Source organism: Streptococcus sp. 3167, assembly GCF_013277175.1.
In the GTDB taxonomy this organism is placed as follows: Bacteria; Bacillota; Bacilli; order Lactobacillales; family Streptococcaceae; genus Streptococcus; species Streptococcus pseudopneumoniae.
In genome coordinates this window covers 1-13,725 of the sequence record NZ_VMML01000023.1, presented here as the reverse complement: position 1 = coordinate 13,725, position 13,725 = coordinate 1, and the positions used below count along the sequence as shown (strand labels likewise).

The 13,725-nt window shown below is 40.1% G+C and carries 16 protein-coding genes and 3 pseudogenes; 1 reads left to right on the top strand and 18 read right to left on the bottom strand.

The features are described 5' to 3' along the window. Positions 1 to 15: 15 nt before the first annotated feature. The 8 genes from HT678_RS03735 to HT678_RS03700 form a co-directional block, all read right to left on the bottom strand. Entirely contained in the window at positions 16 to 477 is a 462-nt protein-coding gene (locus HT678_RS03735; RefSeq protein ID WP_000814989.1) for an ECF transporter S component, read from the bottom strand. Further along, positions 455 to 1,228 carry a bifunctional hydroxymethylpyrimidine kinase/phosphomethylpyrimidine kinase gene (locus HT678_RS03730; protein ID WP_000794760.1) on the bottom strand — a complete coding sequence of 258 codons (774 nt, stop codon included), beginning with the start codon at positions 1,226 to 1,228 and terminating at the stop codon, positions 455 to 457. Before HT678_RS03730 ends, HT678_RS03735 begins: the two co-directional genes overlap by 23 nt. Beyond that, positions 1,218 to 1,967 (bottom strand): tRNA pseudouridine(38-40) synthase TruA, encoded by a 750-nt coding sequence (truA, locus tag HT678_RS03725; RefSeq protein ID WP_000199191.1) that lies wholly within the window; start codon positions 1,965 to 1,967, stop codon positions 1,218 to 1,220. The genes HT678_RS03730 and truA overlap by 11 nt, the downstream gene beginning before the upstream one ends. A gap of 317 nt (positions 1,968 to 2,284) precedes the next feature. After that, positions 2,285 to 3,436, bottom strand: coding sequence for an MFS transporter (locus HT678_RS03720; protein ID WP_172924602.1), 1,152 nt, complete (start codon positions 3,434 to 3,436; stop codon positions 2,285 to 2,287). A 239-nt stretch (positions 3,437 to 3,675) separates the two neighbouring features. Continuing rightward, positions 3,676 to 4,305 (bottom strand): Pr6Pr family membrane protein, encoded by a 630-nt coding sequence (locus HT678_RS03715; protein WP_000033949.1) that lies wholly within the window; start codon positions 4,303 to 4,305, stop codon positions 3,676 to 3,678. Between the two features lie 2 nt (positions 4,306 to 4,307). Then, on the bottom strand, positions 4,308 to 4,646 hold the full coding sequence (locus HT678_RS03710) for a zinc ribbon domain-containing protein YjdM (protein WP_001061585.1): 339 nt from the start codon (positions 4,644 to 4,646) through the stop codon (positions 4,308 to 4,310). 130 nt (positions 4,647 to 4,776) lie between these two features. Beyond that, the gene (gene cmk, locus HT678_RS03705) at positions 4,777 to 5,448 is read right to left on the bottom strand and encodes a (d)CMP kinase (protein ID WP_000849384.1); all 672 of its coding nucleotides are present in this window, start codon (positions 5,446 to 5,448) and stop codon (positions 4,777 to 4,779) included. An 8-nt stretch (positions 5,449 to 5,456) separates the two neighbouring features. Beyond that, positions 5,457 to 5,933 carry an SAG1386/EF1546 family surface-associated protein gene (locus HT678_RS03700; protein WP_001040899.1) on the bottom strand — a complete coding sequence of 159 codons (477 nt, stop codon included), beginning with the start codon at positions 5,931 to 5,933 and terminating at the stop codon, positions 5,457 to 5,459. Between the two features lie 51 nt (positions 5,934 to 5,984). Here HT678_RS03700 and HT678_RS03695 point away from each other — a divergent pair, with 51 nt between their 5' ends. Then, positions 5,985 to 6,188: a ferredoxin gene (locus HT678_RS03695; protein ID WP_161802646.1), complete on the top strand. Its 204-nt coding sequence runs from the start codon at positions 5,985 to 5,987 to the stop codon at positions 6,186 to 6,188. A gap of 63 nt (positions 6,189 to 6,251) precedes the next feature. Here HT678_RS03695 and HT678_RS03690 read toward each other — a convergent pair. The 10 genes and pseudogenes from HT678_RS03690 to HT678_RS11280 form a co-directional block, all read right to left on the bottom strand. Then, positions 6,252 to 6,353: pseudogene (locus tag HT678_RS03690) on the bottom strand (group 2 glycosyl transferase); the annotation flags it as partial. A gap of 38 nt (positions 6,354 to 6,391) precedes the next feature. Then, positions 6,392 to 7,036, bottom strand: coding sequence for a hypothetical protein (locus tag HT678_RS03685; RefSeq protein WP_000949237.1), 645 nt, complete (start codon positions 7,034 to 7,036; stop codon positions 6,392 to 6,394). A 174-nt stretch (positions 7,037 to 7,210) separates the two neighbouring features. Further along, positions 7,211 to 7,402: pseudogene (locus HT678_RS11905) on the bottom strand (glycosyltransferase); the annotation flags it as partial. 186 nt (positions 7,403 to 7,588) lie between these two features. Beyond that, positions 7,589 to 8,140 (bottom strand): annotated as a pseudogene (locus HT678_RS11900) (glycosyltransferase family 2 protein); the annotation flags it as partial. A 7-nt stretch (positions 8,141 to 8,147) separates the two neighbouring features. Next, the gene (galE, locus tag HT678_RS03675) at positions 8,148 to 9,167 is read right to left on the bottom strand and encodes a UDP-glucose 4-epimerase GalE (protein WP_001156507.1); all 1,020 of its coding nucleotides are present in this window, start codon (positions 9,165 to 9,167) and stop codon (positions 8,148 to 8,150) included. Next, positions 9,146 to 9,505 carry a hypothetical protein gene (locus HT678_RS03670; protein ID WP_172924601.1) on the bottom strand — a complete coding sequence of 120 codons (360 nt, stop codon included), beginning with the start codon at positions 9,503 to 9,505 and terminating at the stop codon, positions 9,146 to 9,148. The genes galE and HT678_RS03670 overlap by 22 nt, the downstream gene beginning before the upstream one ends. 6 nt (positions 9,506 to 9,511) lie before the next feature. Then, positions 9,512 to 10,615, bottom strand: coding sequence for an FAD-dependent oxidoreductase (locus tag HT678_RS03665; protein ID WP_000754684.1), 1,104 nt, complete (start codon positions 10,613 to 10,615; stop codon positions 9,512 to 9,514). Positions 10,616 to 10,831: 216 nt separating this feature from the next. Further along, positions 10,832 to 11,458 (bottom strand): Abi family protein, encoded by a 627-nt coding sequence (locus HT678_RS11460; RefSeq protein WP_007284783.1) that lies wholly within the window; start codon positions 11,456 to 11,458, stop codon positions 10,832 to 10,834. Between the two features lie 79 nt (positions 11,459 to 11,537). Next, positions 11,538 to 11,663: a hypothetical protein gene (locus HT678_RS11710; protein ID WP_014017312.1), complete on the bottom strand. Its 126-nt coding sequence runs from the start codon at positions 11,661 to 11,663 to the stop codon at positions 11,538 to 11,540. 753 nt (positions 11,664 to 12,416) lie between these two features. Continuing rightward, positions 12,417 to 13,725 (bottom strand): hypothetical protein (locus tag HT678_RS11280; RefSeq protein WP_188110176.1); only part of this gene is annotated, 1,309 nt, incomplete at its 5' end.

Genomic DNA, 13,725 nt, shown 5'->3' with positions numbered 1-13,725 from the left:
TTCTCCACAGCCGCTTTACTTAATCTTCTTGATACTTTGACTAAGAATAAATCCTACAATCATCCCTACCATATTTTGCATGAAATTTGGTAGAATTTCTGGTAGGGCTGCTGCCCAGCCATTCATCAATGTAGAACCCAAGGCGTAACCCCCTACCATGGCAATCGTTGCTAAGATAAGGCCTAACCACTGAGTTTTTCCTTTAAATCCTGCGAAAAATCCCTGCAATCCATGATTGACCAAGCTAAAGAACATCCATTGAGGATAGCCTGATAAGAGGTCAATCAAGAAACCTGCCAGTCCTCCGACTACAGCCCCTTCACGACTACCAAAGTAGAAGGCCGTAAAGAAGACACCCGCATCTAAAAGAGTTAGGATGCCTGTCGGTGTTGGGATTTTTAAGAAATAACCTAGAACCACAGAGAGGGCGGTTAATAGGGATACAAGGGCGATTTTAGTTGTTTTGGTTTGCTTCATATTGTCTTACTCCATACTGATCTGCTTGTGCAATGGCACGGTAAACGAAAGTCTTAGAGCTTTCTACTGCTGGTAAAAGTTCATCACCTTTAACCAAGCGACTGGCAATGCTAGAGGCAAAGGTACAACCTGCGCCAGCATTTTGCCCTTGGATGACAGGATTTTCTAGGACTGTAAAGTTTTGTCCGTCATAAAAGACATCTACAGCCTTGTCCTGACTAAGGCGATTGCCTCCCTTGATAATGACTGCTGGCGCTCCTAAGTCATGCAATTTCTGAGCTGCAGTTTTCATGTCTTCCAAGGTTTTAATTTCCTGACCAGCTAGTAATTCTGCTTCAGGAAGATTAGGCGTAATCACACTGACATGAGGGAAAAAGCGAATCAACTCTTGGCAGAGTTCACTGACAGCTACATCATGCGTTTCCTTACAGACCAAGACAGGATCCAAAACCACAGGCACTCCTGGACGTTGCTTGATAAAGTCCAAAGCCTTCTCAGCCACACTGACAGTTGGTAGAAGACCAATCTTAATCCCTGCAAATTCTACATCACGCAAGCTATCTAATTCATGTTGAAAAATGGTATCGTCAGTTGGAAAGACTTCAAAGCCCTTTTCCGTCAAGGCTGTCAAACAAGTCACTGCTACAAAGCCATGCAAGCCGTTCAAGGTATAGGTAGCCAAATCAGCTGACAAACCACCACCACTAAAAATATCATTCCCAGAAAGTGCTAAAATACGATTATTCTTCATAACGAATCTCCTTTAAATATAAACCATTTGGTGCTGCAGTGGGACCTGCAAGCTGCCTGTCCTTTTTCTCCAAGATGAGGTCAATCTGCTCTACTGGCATACGCTTGTTGCCGATTTTGAGCAGTGTCCCCACCATATTGCGAATCTGTTTATACAAGAAACCATTTCCTGAAAAGGTAAAAGTCAAAAACTGGCCTGTCTCATCAACCCTAAGACTGGCTTCTGTAATAGTGCGAACCTTATCCTCTACACTAGTCCCAGAGGCTGTAAAGCCAGTGAAATCATGGGTTCCTTCTAGCTTTTTGACGGCCTCCTGCATCCTCTCCACATCAAGTGGGTAAGGGAAGTGGGTGGCATAGTGACGGCGCATGGGATTTTTGGGACGTCCTCTATCCACGATAAACTCATAGGTCTTGCTATGCTTGGCATAACGGCAATGAAAATCATCTGCCACAAGCTCAATCGAAATCACATCAATATCTTCAGGAGACTGGGTATCCAAGGCAAAACGGAGTTTCTCCTCATCCATCTGATAAGGCAGGTCAAAATGAAGCACCTGTCCCAGAGCATGAACCCCACTATCTGTCCTACCAGCACCGTGAACAGTAATAGCTTGCCCTTTATTTAACCTGGTCAAGGTTTTTTCAATTTCTTCCTGAACGCTACGCGCATGAGGCTGGCGCTGAAAGCCAGCAAAGGCATAACCATCATAGGAAATAGTTGCTTTATATCTCGTCATAACCTCTATTTTATCAAGAAATTAGTCTGTAAACAAGGACCTAAAACAAATATTGTATGGGTATAAAAATCTCATACTCTTCGAAAATCTCTTCAAACCACGTCAGTTTCCATCTGCAACCTCAAAACACTATTTTGAGCAACCTGCGGCTAGCTTTCTATAGTAGATTGAAATAAGATATGAATAACTCTATTAGGAAAGTCAAATTAATTTCTAGAAATGTTTTAGCAGCTACAGCGTACTATTCCAAACTCAATCAACTATAGTTTGCTCTTTGATTTTCATTGAGTATCAAAAGAAAAACTTAGGAATCAATCCTAAGCTCTCTTTTGAAATAGGTACATGACAAAGATAGAGGTTACAATCAACCAACCTCCTAAGATGGCAAAGACCAGCATCCCATTGTGCGTTAGTAACCCTATTGCACCTAGAATGAATGGGGTCGTAAAAGCTCCGAAACTACAGCCTAAAACTGCAAATGAAGTTGCTTGATTGAGGAGTTTAGCTGGAATTCGTTCAGAGACAAGTTGAAAGACCGTCGTCAAGACTACACTATAGGCAAATCCAGCCAGAACACTTCCTGCTACTACCACCCACAAGGATGGAGACAAGGCAATCACGATTTGCCCCAAGCCAAATGTAATACCAGACCAGAGGAGCAGTTTCTCTTTAAAGATAGAAATCAAGAAAGAAAAACTCACTCCAGCCACAATCCCGATTAACTGCATGAGACTAAGAACAAAACTAGATAACTGGGCATCCCCCAATCCTCTTTCCACCATCAAACTTGGAATACGGATGGTAATAGCTGTATTGGTACAAACTACAGCTGCCGCTTCGATAGCTAGGGTAAAAATCAAGCCTTTCATTTCTCGAGTTAAACGACTTGCTTCCTTCGCTCTTTTCTTGACTTCTTTCTTTGATTTTCCATAAGGGACAAAGAGCAGATAAAGGGGCAGCACCAAAAATCCAGCACTATAGGCTAGAAAGATAGCTGTCCAACCAAAGGCCAACAACTGACCGACGGCCAAGGTAATGAGAGAAGCTCCAACGACCTCTGCAGAAGCGCGTAGCCCTAACATCTGAATTCGCCTTTTTCCTTGATAGCGTTCACTGATAATAGAAATGGCCTTGGCATTGATCATCCCAACACCTAAACCAAAAAGAAGCCGTGTCCCAAAGACAAAGGGATAGGCTTGGTACCAGAAGGGAGCTGTACTGCTCAATGATAAAATCAGCAAGCCCAAACTAATCTGTAAGCGCTCAGGAAATATTTTTTCTAAGAAACCATTTAGCAGTAACATCATCATGATTCCAAAGGAAGGCAAGCTCACCAAGAGCTCAATTTGTTCCTTAGAATAACCCTGATAATAGTCAAACATGGCTGGTAGGGCACTCGAAATGGAAAAGGAGGCAATCAAAACGAGGGAGAGAGCCAAAATGCTGGCCCGTTCTAAAAATTGTTTCATGAAATCTCTTTCTATATTTCTCTTAATCTTCTACTTTTTTGATAGTTATCAAAAAAGCAAGAAAAGAAGAAGCCTCATTGGTACACAGACTCCTTCTCAAACTCGAAAATGAATCCCTTGTGTCTTATACTCAATGAAAATCAAAGAGCAAACTAGGAAGCTAGCCGCAGGCTGCTCAAAACAGTGTGTTGAGGTTGCAGATGGAAACTGACGTAGTTTGAAGAGATTTTCGAAGAGTATTAGAATGACTTTCTCTTGATTTGCTTAATAAAGTAGAAGATAAATCCTGCTACCATATAGGCAACAAAGATAATCAGACACCACTTGAATACGACATCCCAACCCTTGTTCACATTTAAAAAGAAGTAAGGGAAAGGATTATCCTTGGCATTTGGAATATTGAGTTTTAGAACCAAGCCATTAAAAAGAGCAAACATCATATACAGCAAGGGTAAAATGGTCCACACTGCTGGATCCCAAATCTTATATTGACCCTGTTTGTCAAAAAAGAGGGTATCCGCTAAAAACCAGATGGGAACGATATAGTGGCAAAGGAAATTTTCTAGGGTATAGAAATTAGTCGCAATGGGCGCCAAGAGGAAATGGTAAATCACACAGGTAATCATGATACTCATGGTGACCCCACCTTTTAAGCGCAAGAGACTTGGCCTTTGCCAATTTTCACCTACACGGCTCATAACCTTTAGAAGATAAAGGGTAAAAATAGTTACCAAGAGGTTGGACAGAACCGTGTAATAGAGAAGCATCCCAAAACCACCATGCTTAGTAATTTCAAGATAAACTCCCGTAAAAGCCGCTAGAAACAAGAAGATACGGCTATAAAATACAAGTTTATAGTGTTTTGACATGCTTAAATCTTCCTCACAAACTCTGATTTGAGTTTCATGGCACCAAAACCATCAATCTTACAGTCGATATTGTGGTCGCCTTCTACGATGCGGATATTTTTCACGCGCGTCCCTTGTTTCAAATCTTTTGGCGCACCTTTTACTTTCAAGTCCTTGATGAGAGTTACTGTATCACCATCAGCCAATTTATTTCCGTTGGCATCGATAGCGACAAGACCTTCTTCTGCTTCTGCAACTTCAGCAGGATTCCACTCATGAGCACACTCTGGGCAAACCAGTAGGGCACCGTCTTCGTAGACATACTCTGAGTTACATTTTGGACAATTTGGTAAATTGTTCATAGTTTCTCCTTATCATCATTCACTATTCTTTGAAAATCAAAATTTCTCGAACAGCAACTATTATACCCTAAAATCAGCATTTTGACAAATTTAGAAAAAAACCGATATCCATCTATCGGCTTTTCTACATTTACATTCTTTTTTCAGCTTCTGATTTGATTTTTTCAACTACTTCTTGAATGTTCAAGCCAGTTGTATCAAGATAGACAGCGTCCTCTGCTTGTTTAAGAGGAGAAGTCTCCCGATGACTATCCTTGTAGTCACGCGCAGCAATTTCCTTTTTTAGGGTTTCAAGGTCTGTTTCAATTCCCTTGGCAATATTTTCCTTGTAACGGCGCCCTGCTCTCTCATCAACAGAAGCTACTAGGAAAATTTTCAATTCTGCTTGTGGCAATACAACAGTTCCAATATCGCGACCATCCATGACAATCCCACCTTGCTGGGCAATTTCTTGTTGGAGAGAAACTAGTTTCTCACGCACTTGAGGAATTGCTGCAATAGCAGAAACATGATTGGTCACTTCATTTTCACGGATAGGATGGGTAATATCCACATCTCCTACAAAAACAAGCTGGTCTCCAGTTTCTGAACGTCCAAAGCTGATTGGATGCTGGTCCAACAAGGTTAGAAGGGCTTCGACTTCTTCAACTCCTAATTGGTTCTTAAGAGCCATATAGGTCGCTGCACGATACATAGCTCCTGTATCAAGGTAGGTGAATCCAAAATCCTTAGCAATAATCTTTGCGACCGTACTCTTACCGCTGGAAGCAGGACCATCAATAGCAATTTGAATTGTTTTCATATCGGCTCCTATTTTATTTTTATAACATCACCTGGATTAGCAAACCAAGATCCTGTAGCCATGTGCCCAGGATTCAAGGCCTCTAACTGAGCAATGGAGATTCCTGCACGAGCGGCAATAGCTGCTTCCCCTTCTCCTGCGAGAACTTTAATCGTTCCTTCAGGATTAGCAGCTTCTTCTGAACTACTAGAAGTAGATTCTGGCTCTGAACTCTGCTCAGGCTGAGAACTGCTTGAAGATGAGATTTGTACTACACTTGCATCAGAATCATGAAAGTCTTTTAAGGCTGCTGTGCGATTACTCCCCCCCGATGATAGATAGATGAGAACGATGACCATCACCACCACAATTACAAAAAAAATACTAGCTAGGATCGTCAAAATACGATTAGCCATCCTATCAGCCCCTCCGTGGTTTCGATGCCGACGCTCTGCTCTTGCTTCTTCTTGATCATAAATATCTTCTTGCCACGGTTCTTTTGCCATACCTTACTCCTTGTTTTTTTTTACTTTTCTTATTACAATATAAATATGAACATGAAAATCACACTTATACCTGAACGATGCATCGCCTGTGGGCTTTGCCAAACTTATTCTGACTTATTTGATTACCACGATAATGGAATCGTGCGTTTTTACGATAATCCTGACCAACTGGAAAAAGAAATTTCTCCTAGTCAGGATGTCTTAGAGGCTGTTAGAAACTGTCCGACACGTGCCTTGATTAAAGATCAACACTAATCTCTCATAGTAAATTGACAAGAACGTTTCACTCTTTCTAGTTTAGCATATTTCCATGTAAAATTATAGTCTTTTCACTTTATTTTTTTCTGTAAAATCAGGAAGATCACTTTTTTCTTTAACGAGATAAAGTGGTCTTTTTTTAGTCTCCAGATAAATCTTACTGCAACTTATAATCTAAATTCCTCAATGAGAATAGACTTCTACCATTCTATTTCCTTTACCCTTTTTACAAATTCATTCCACTCTCGTCTACAATCTTTAGATAGGCATATATCCGTATAATTGAACGATAAATCTTTAATATTCTTCCACCAATCAAAAGAATTTCCCGCTTCTTCTGTTTCTATTCTTTTGTTAACTACTTCAACAATTGTATTATCTATCTCTTCCTTGTCATCTAAACTTAGAAATCTCCATTCAATTCCATTTGTATAAATTACTTTTTTATACCATAAAAGGTCTCCAATAAGTTGTCCCATCTCTCCAGTTATATGTTCAAAACTGTTCGATATGGTTGATTTGATTTTTTCCTCTGTAATTAAACTATAATTTAAATTCTTAACTTCCACGCATCCTCGAAGTTCCTTCCATTCTTCAATTTTTATACTTTTCCTAGATTTGTTTTCATAAGTCTTATCTAAAATAACTATATCAGGAAAATTACTTAGACCATAATAAATTTGTCCCAAACCCCTTCTTTGTCTTCCGAAGACATATCTTTTTGATAAACTATCTTTTAAAGTTGGCTTAATTATATCAGCAACTAAAGGATACAGTTCAACCTCTACATAATTTTGTTTCTTTATTAGCCCGATTTCTTCAGTATAATCCTCTTTACTTAGCATAAAATAACCCTCCTGAATGTTTTATTTATTAAGTTATCGTCTTTGCAGTAAATTTATTCCACATAGTTCATTTATATCATGTCAAATCCCTAATTTTTTTAAAAATCACTCAAGTTCCAGACCAAAAGAATTATAATTACAAAAAAGTGACTGCGCCAGATAATTCCTACTTTTTCATGATCTATGATAACTTTTTTCTTTGATAAGATAAAGTGGTCTTTTTTTAGTCTCCAAATAAATCTTACTGATATATTTACCGAGAATCCCAATAGTCAAGAGTTGAATGCCTCCAAGAAAGAGAATAACAGCCATCAGAGAGGTCCAACCAGATGTCGGATTGCCCAAGATAAGGGTCCGAAACACCACAAAAACAGTCATCACAAAAGAAATAAAACAAGATAGGAGTCCCGCCACAAAGGCGATAATCAGGGGAAAATCTGAAAAATTAACAATCCCTTCAATGGAGTAGAAAAAAAGTTGCCTCAAACTCCAACTGGTCTTGCCAGCCTGCCTTTCGACATTTGGATAGTCCAAATAGTAGGTTTTGAAACCCACCCAGGCGAAGAGCCCCTTTGAAAAACGATTGGACTCGGTCAAGCTTAAAATGGCATCGACTACAGACCGTCTCATCATGCGAAAATCACGGACACCTGATGGCAGGGCTACTGGACTAATTTTTTGCATAAGGCGGTAAAAGAGATTAGCACAAAAACTGCGAAAGAAGGGTTCTCCCTCCCGACTAGTTCTCCGTGTTCCAACACAGTCCAAATCTGCATTCTGGTCTAGTAAGTTTTTCATCTCAAGCAACATACTAGGAGGATCTTGGAGGTCTGCATCCATCACCACCACCAAATCTCCTGTCGCATATTGCAAGCCTGCATAAAGGGCTGCTTCTTTGCCAAAATTTCGAGAGAAAGAAAGATAATGCACTGCCGGATTTTGCTCCCGATAGGCCTTTAAAAGTTCCAAGGTTCCATCGTTCGATCCATCCTCGACAAAGACATACTCGATTTCTGTTTCCAAATCTGGAATCAAATCTTCCAGAGCCTGATAAAAAAGAGGAAGTACTTCCTCTTCGTTTAAGCAGGGGACAATGATTGACATCACCATCTTAGTCTTCAAATCCATTTGGATGCTTGCTTTGCCAACGCCATGTATCTTCACACATTTGGGTGATGCCGAGTTCTGCTTCCCAGCCTAGTTCTGCTTTGGCTTTTGCAGGATCTGAATAGCAGGCTGCGATATCCCCTGGGCGACGGTCTACGATGCGGTAAGGAATTGGGCGTCCCACTGCTTTTTCCATATTTTGGATAATTTCAAGAACTGAGTAGCCTTTACCTGTTCCAAGGTTATAAACGTTTAGGCCTGAACCTTTTTGGATTTTTTTCAGAGCTGCGACGTGACCTTTAGCCAAATCGACAACGTGGATATAGTCACGAACACCAGTTCCATCTTCGGTATCGTAATCGTCTCCAAACACTTGCACTTGCTCTAATTTCCCAACAGCTACTTGAGTCACATATGGCAAGAGGTTGTTTGGAATACCGTTTGGATTTTCTCCTAGGTCTCCACTTTCATGGGCTCCGATTGGGTTGAAATAACGAAGCAAGACCACATTCCATTCTGAGTCTGCCTTGTAGATATCTATCAAAACTTCCTCTAGCATGAGCTTGGTACGACCGTATGGATTGGTCACTGAAAGTGGGAAATCTTCCAGGATTGGCACTGTATGAGGATCCCCGTAAACTGTCGCAGAAGAACTGAAAATGATGTTCTTACAGTTGGCTTCTTCCATAGCTTTCAAAAGGCTAAGAGTTCCTGCGATATTGTTGTCATAGTAGGCAAGAGGAATACGAGTAGATTCTCCAACAGCCTTCAAGCCAGCAAAGTGAATGACCCCTGTTGGTTCTTCTTGTTTGAAAATGTCACGAAGAGTATCTATATCACGGATATCTGCCTCATAGAAAGGTACTTCAACTCCTGTAATTTTCTCAACAACTTCTAAACTTTTGCGATTGCTGTTGACAAGGTTATCCACCACAACAACCTGATGACCTGCTTGGATTAACTCAATAACAGTGTGGGTTCCGATAAAACCTGCTCCACCCGTTAGCAAAATCTTTTCTTGCATCTTAATTCCTCGATTCTCGGATTATTTTTTCTTATTTTACCATTTTTGATAGGGAATGTCATTTGCCATCCTAGAGGGTAAGATAAAATTTCAGTAAAATGCTTATACTCTTCGAAAATCTCTTCAAACAACGTCAGCTTCGCCTTGCCATGGGTATGGTTACTGACTTCATCAGTTCCATCCACAACCTCAAAACAGTGTTTTAAGCTGACTTCGTCAGTTCCATCCACAACCTCAAAACAGTGTTTTAAGCTGACTTCGTCAGTTCTATCCACAACCTCAAAGCAGTGCTTTGAGCAGCCCGCTGCTAGTTTCCTAGTTTGTTTTTTGATTTTCATTGAGTATTATTCGCTTTTTACCGGTTTGACATAGTTTTCAATTGGGTAGTTTTCAGGGTTCAAAGTCAACTCCTTGCCTTTGACCAATTGAGCTAGGTGGTAACCAATAATAGGACCAGTTGTGAGGCCTGATGAACCTAGTCCACTAGCAGCGTAGACACCTGCCAATTCTGGCACTGGCCCAAAGAAAGGAGAGAAATCACTAGTATAGGCACGGATTCCCACACGCTCAGCCCTTGAAGTCGCTCTAGCTAAAACTGGATAGTGAGGTAAGGCTGCCTCCTCCATTTGCTGGAGCAAGATTTCATCTACCGTCAAATCAAATCCCATATCATTTTCATGGGTAGCACCTAGGGACAATTTGCCACCTGCAAAAGGAATCAAATCCCATTCCCCTTCTGGCATGACAACAGGGTAAAATTCCATGTCTTGGGCCAGCTGATAATCTCGGAGCTGTCCTTTCTGAGGACGGACATCCACAGCATAACCCAAGGGTTCTAACATATCCCCCAACCAAGCTCCCGTCGCCAAAATAACCTGCTCAAACTCCTCTTCACCAATCTGGTAGCCTGATGCTAACGGTGTCAGAGTCACTTTTTCTTTGACCAGCTTGACATGACTGGATTCCAGCAAACGAGTCACTAAAAGTTGGCCATCTACTCTCGCTCCACCAGAAGCATAGAGCAGACGGTCAAATCCCTGCAAACCAGGGAATAATTCATTAGATGATGCTTGGTCCAGAATGGCTAATTGCCCTATCAAGGGAGATTCTTCTCTGCGCTGGAGGGCTAATTCATAGAGTTCTTCCAACTTGGATTCATCCTTTTTCAGGAGAAAGACTCCCGAACGATGGTAAAAGTCGATTTCTTGCCCTGATTTCTCTAAATCAGCTAATAAATCCACATAAAAATCAGCCCCCAAGCGCGCCATTTTGTACCAAGCTTTATTGCGGCGTTTGGAAAACCAAGGACTGATAATTCCTGCTGCAGCCTTGGTAGCCTGACCTTGTCCATGGTCAAAGACGGCTACCTCTAGGTCACTTTCTTTCGAGAGGTAGTAGGCAGCTGTTGTCCCCACAATTCCTGCTCCAATAATGGCAACTTTTTTCATTGTTATAATTTATTCCTTTTGTTTCACTCAAGGCACAACACAGAATAAAAAAGTTTTGTGCCCTTTATTTTGTTTTATACTAGACCTCCATACTATCTTATTCTTTCCAATAATTATCTATCTAAGAGATTATCCTATTCTTAATTGTCAATAAGTTCACCCAGTCCTCTGGAAGACCGTAGTGTCTCAAATCAACTTGTTCTCTACTTCCTTCTTCTAGTAAATTTTGTATTTTTTATTCCAAAAATTCTGGGTTTCTAGGGACATGGACAAAATAAGATGTCTCATTGCTATAAAATAAATAAATAATGTCTTATCATCATTCTCTGAGTTTGTCTCCAATAACTCCTTATCAGAATGATGAAGAGCAGGTAAGGTATGGTGTAAGCGTTCATATAATCTGCCATTATATGAGCATATATTTCTAAGATATCGAAGTGCATTACACCAGGACAATAAGATTTTAGCTGGAATTTTATCATCCTTATACAAGAGCAAACTAATATAAGCAGCAACCTTATTTCGATAACCTGGTTGTAAGGCGACAAGAAATGATGATATATTTCCAAATGTCATTAAACGAAAAACAGTCCAAGGCAACACAACACCATATTGTCTAATCTGATTCTTTACTATGGAATCATCTTGTTTTTCAAAAATAAACCGCGATAAATGATACTTTGTTTTCAAGACAGTATCCTGACGTTTAGGGTTATCCTTGCAGTATTTAGATTGTTCAGAAAAATATAAATCATCGTCTTCAAAAATATAAATAGTTTTTTGGTATCCAAGCGTCAGAGCATCAGCGGTACTCTTTTTCAAAAAGACTTCAATTCTCTCCAATATTTCTTGAAGGAAATTTCTAAGGTAACTATCAAATAAGTAGGCTTACTTAGCTAAAATATACTGACGATTAACCAATTTACCATAAATCTACGCAATCCTTTTTATAAAATTCATCATCAACATTATATGAAAAATCCCAATGAGATTTATCTTTCATATGTTGATACAATTCTTCTTCTGTCAGTGCAGGTTCAATCGCCATTTTTAACGTAGTAGGTGCTAACACAGGATTATAAACTAATCGTATTTTATCAACTATATCAATATTTCAAGGAATATATTCCTTGAAATTTGTTAATTCAAATATGGCAACATTCATTCTAACAGTCTCCACTATATGAAAAAAGGTCACCTAGTTATACATTGCTGCACCTTTGATGACTTCTAATCTACCTAGATTATACCACAATAATCCCTATTAATCAATAGAAATATTTTTTAAGTGTAGTATATTGAGCCTAGAATAGTAGGCTACGGATTCTAAAATATTTCTAGAAATTAATTTGACTTTCTCAATCTCTTTGTTCATATCTTATTTCAATCTACTATATATGATATACGTATGGTTGGTTATGGAGAGCACAATCATCTGACAAAACCAAGTGATAGAGAGCGCTTACATCAACTCCTAAAGAAAGATGGATAGAAAGACGCTTTTCAACTTCTTTCTATCCATTACTTCCTTCAAGAGTCCACACCAGCAATTTTCAGTTCCATTTCATGAACTATCTTACTTGTTTCGTGTTTCTTCTTTATCTTACTCTACCATCAAAGACTTCTACTTGTACTAGAGGAGGAAGCATTCCCATTTAAAAGACGGTGTCCTGTTCCCAGAACCACTTCCCCACTAGAAGCTGGTATATTCCCACTACAGGTTTGCGACTAACTTTTCCTATCGTCATTATCCAGCAATGTAGTAACTTCTATGGTCGCCTGCGATATTTCAACATGTCGCTTATCTTAGCTGAGCAAGAATCGCTTTGAGTTTCTCAATCAACTCGTCTTCTGTGTGGTCAGACTCTTTCTCATTGGCTAGGAAAGCAACTGCTTGAGCGAGAGCTTCTCGTGCTTGGTCGAGAACTTTCGTATCCACATTTGTAGAATCCAATTCTGCTTCAAGCTTGCTTAGTTCCTTGACCAATTTCTTGAGTTCTGACTCTTTCTTACGACGCGCGATGAGGAAGAGAAGGAGCCCAAGAAGGGCAAGTAGACTGCCAATCATTACTACATATGAAAATTCAGTAGTTGTCTGACTATCGTCTTTCATCTGATCTTTTTCTTGATTTTGCTGGTCTTCTTTCACACCTTTTAAGGAGTCTATTACCTCTCTCACTCTTCTAACAATATCACGCAAATCGGACTCTGTCAAACTTTCGTCATTAAGAGCTTGTTTAATCTCTGTAAGAAGAGCTTTAGCTGACTCAAGCATTGTACTATCTATATCATCCAAATCTTTCAAACGACTTTCCAATCCTTCAACCAATCGAGCAAGCTCAGACTTGTCAACAGGACGAGTCTCGTTAGGAGTCACTGTAGTTCCTGAATTGTTTGGAGTGCTTGTAGAAACTGGCGTTTCTTGAGTCGAAGTGCTTGCTTGTGCCTGTCCAACAGTAGACGATGGAGTAGTAAGGGTCGTATTGCTACTATTGTCAATTGTCACACCAGGGGCTGGAGTATTGCCTCTGTTATCTGGTGTCACACTGTTGCTATTGCTGCCAGCAGGGTTGGTAGTAGCTCCATTGTTGGTGTTGCCACTGTTGCTAGTATCAGTACTATTATTACCAGATTTTTTCTCTACGGTTTCTGTCGATGGAATTTCTTTAGTTGTTCCATCTGGTAATGTGACAGTTACGTCTCCATTGTCTTTTACAACTACGTTGGTGGCTGTTGGGTTAGCTTTCGAAACGGCTTCTTTAACTTTGGCTTTTTCGGCTTCTGTTAAATGCGCTGGGTCTGCTACTGGCGTTACCTCTACCTTAGATTTCTCTACGGTTTCTGTCGATGGAATTTCTTTAGTTGTTCCATCTGGTAATGTGACAGTTACGTCTCCATTGTCTTTTACAACTACGTTGGTGGCTGTTGGGTTAGCTTTCGAAACGGCTTCTTTAACTTTGGCTTTTTCGGCTTCTGTTAAATGCGCTGGGTCTGCTACTGGCGTTACCTCTACCTTAGATTTCTCTACGGTTTCTGTCGATGGAATTTCTTTAGTTGTTCCATTTGGTAATGTGACGGTTACGTCTCCTTTGTCTTTTATAACTACGTTG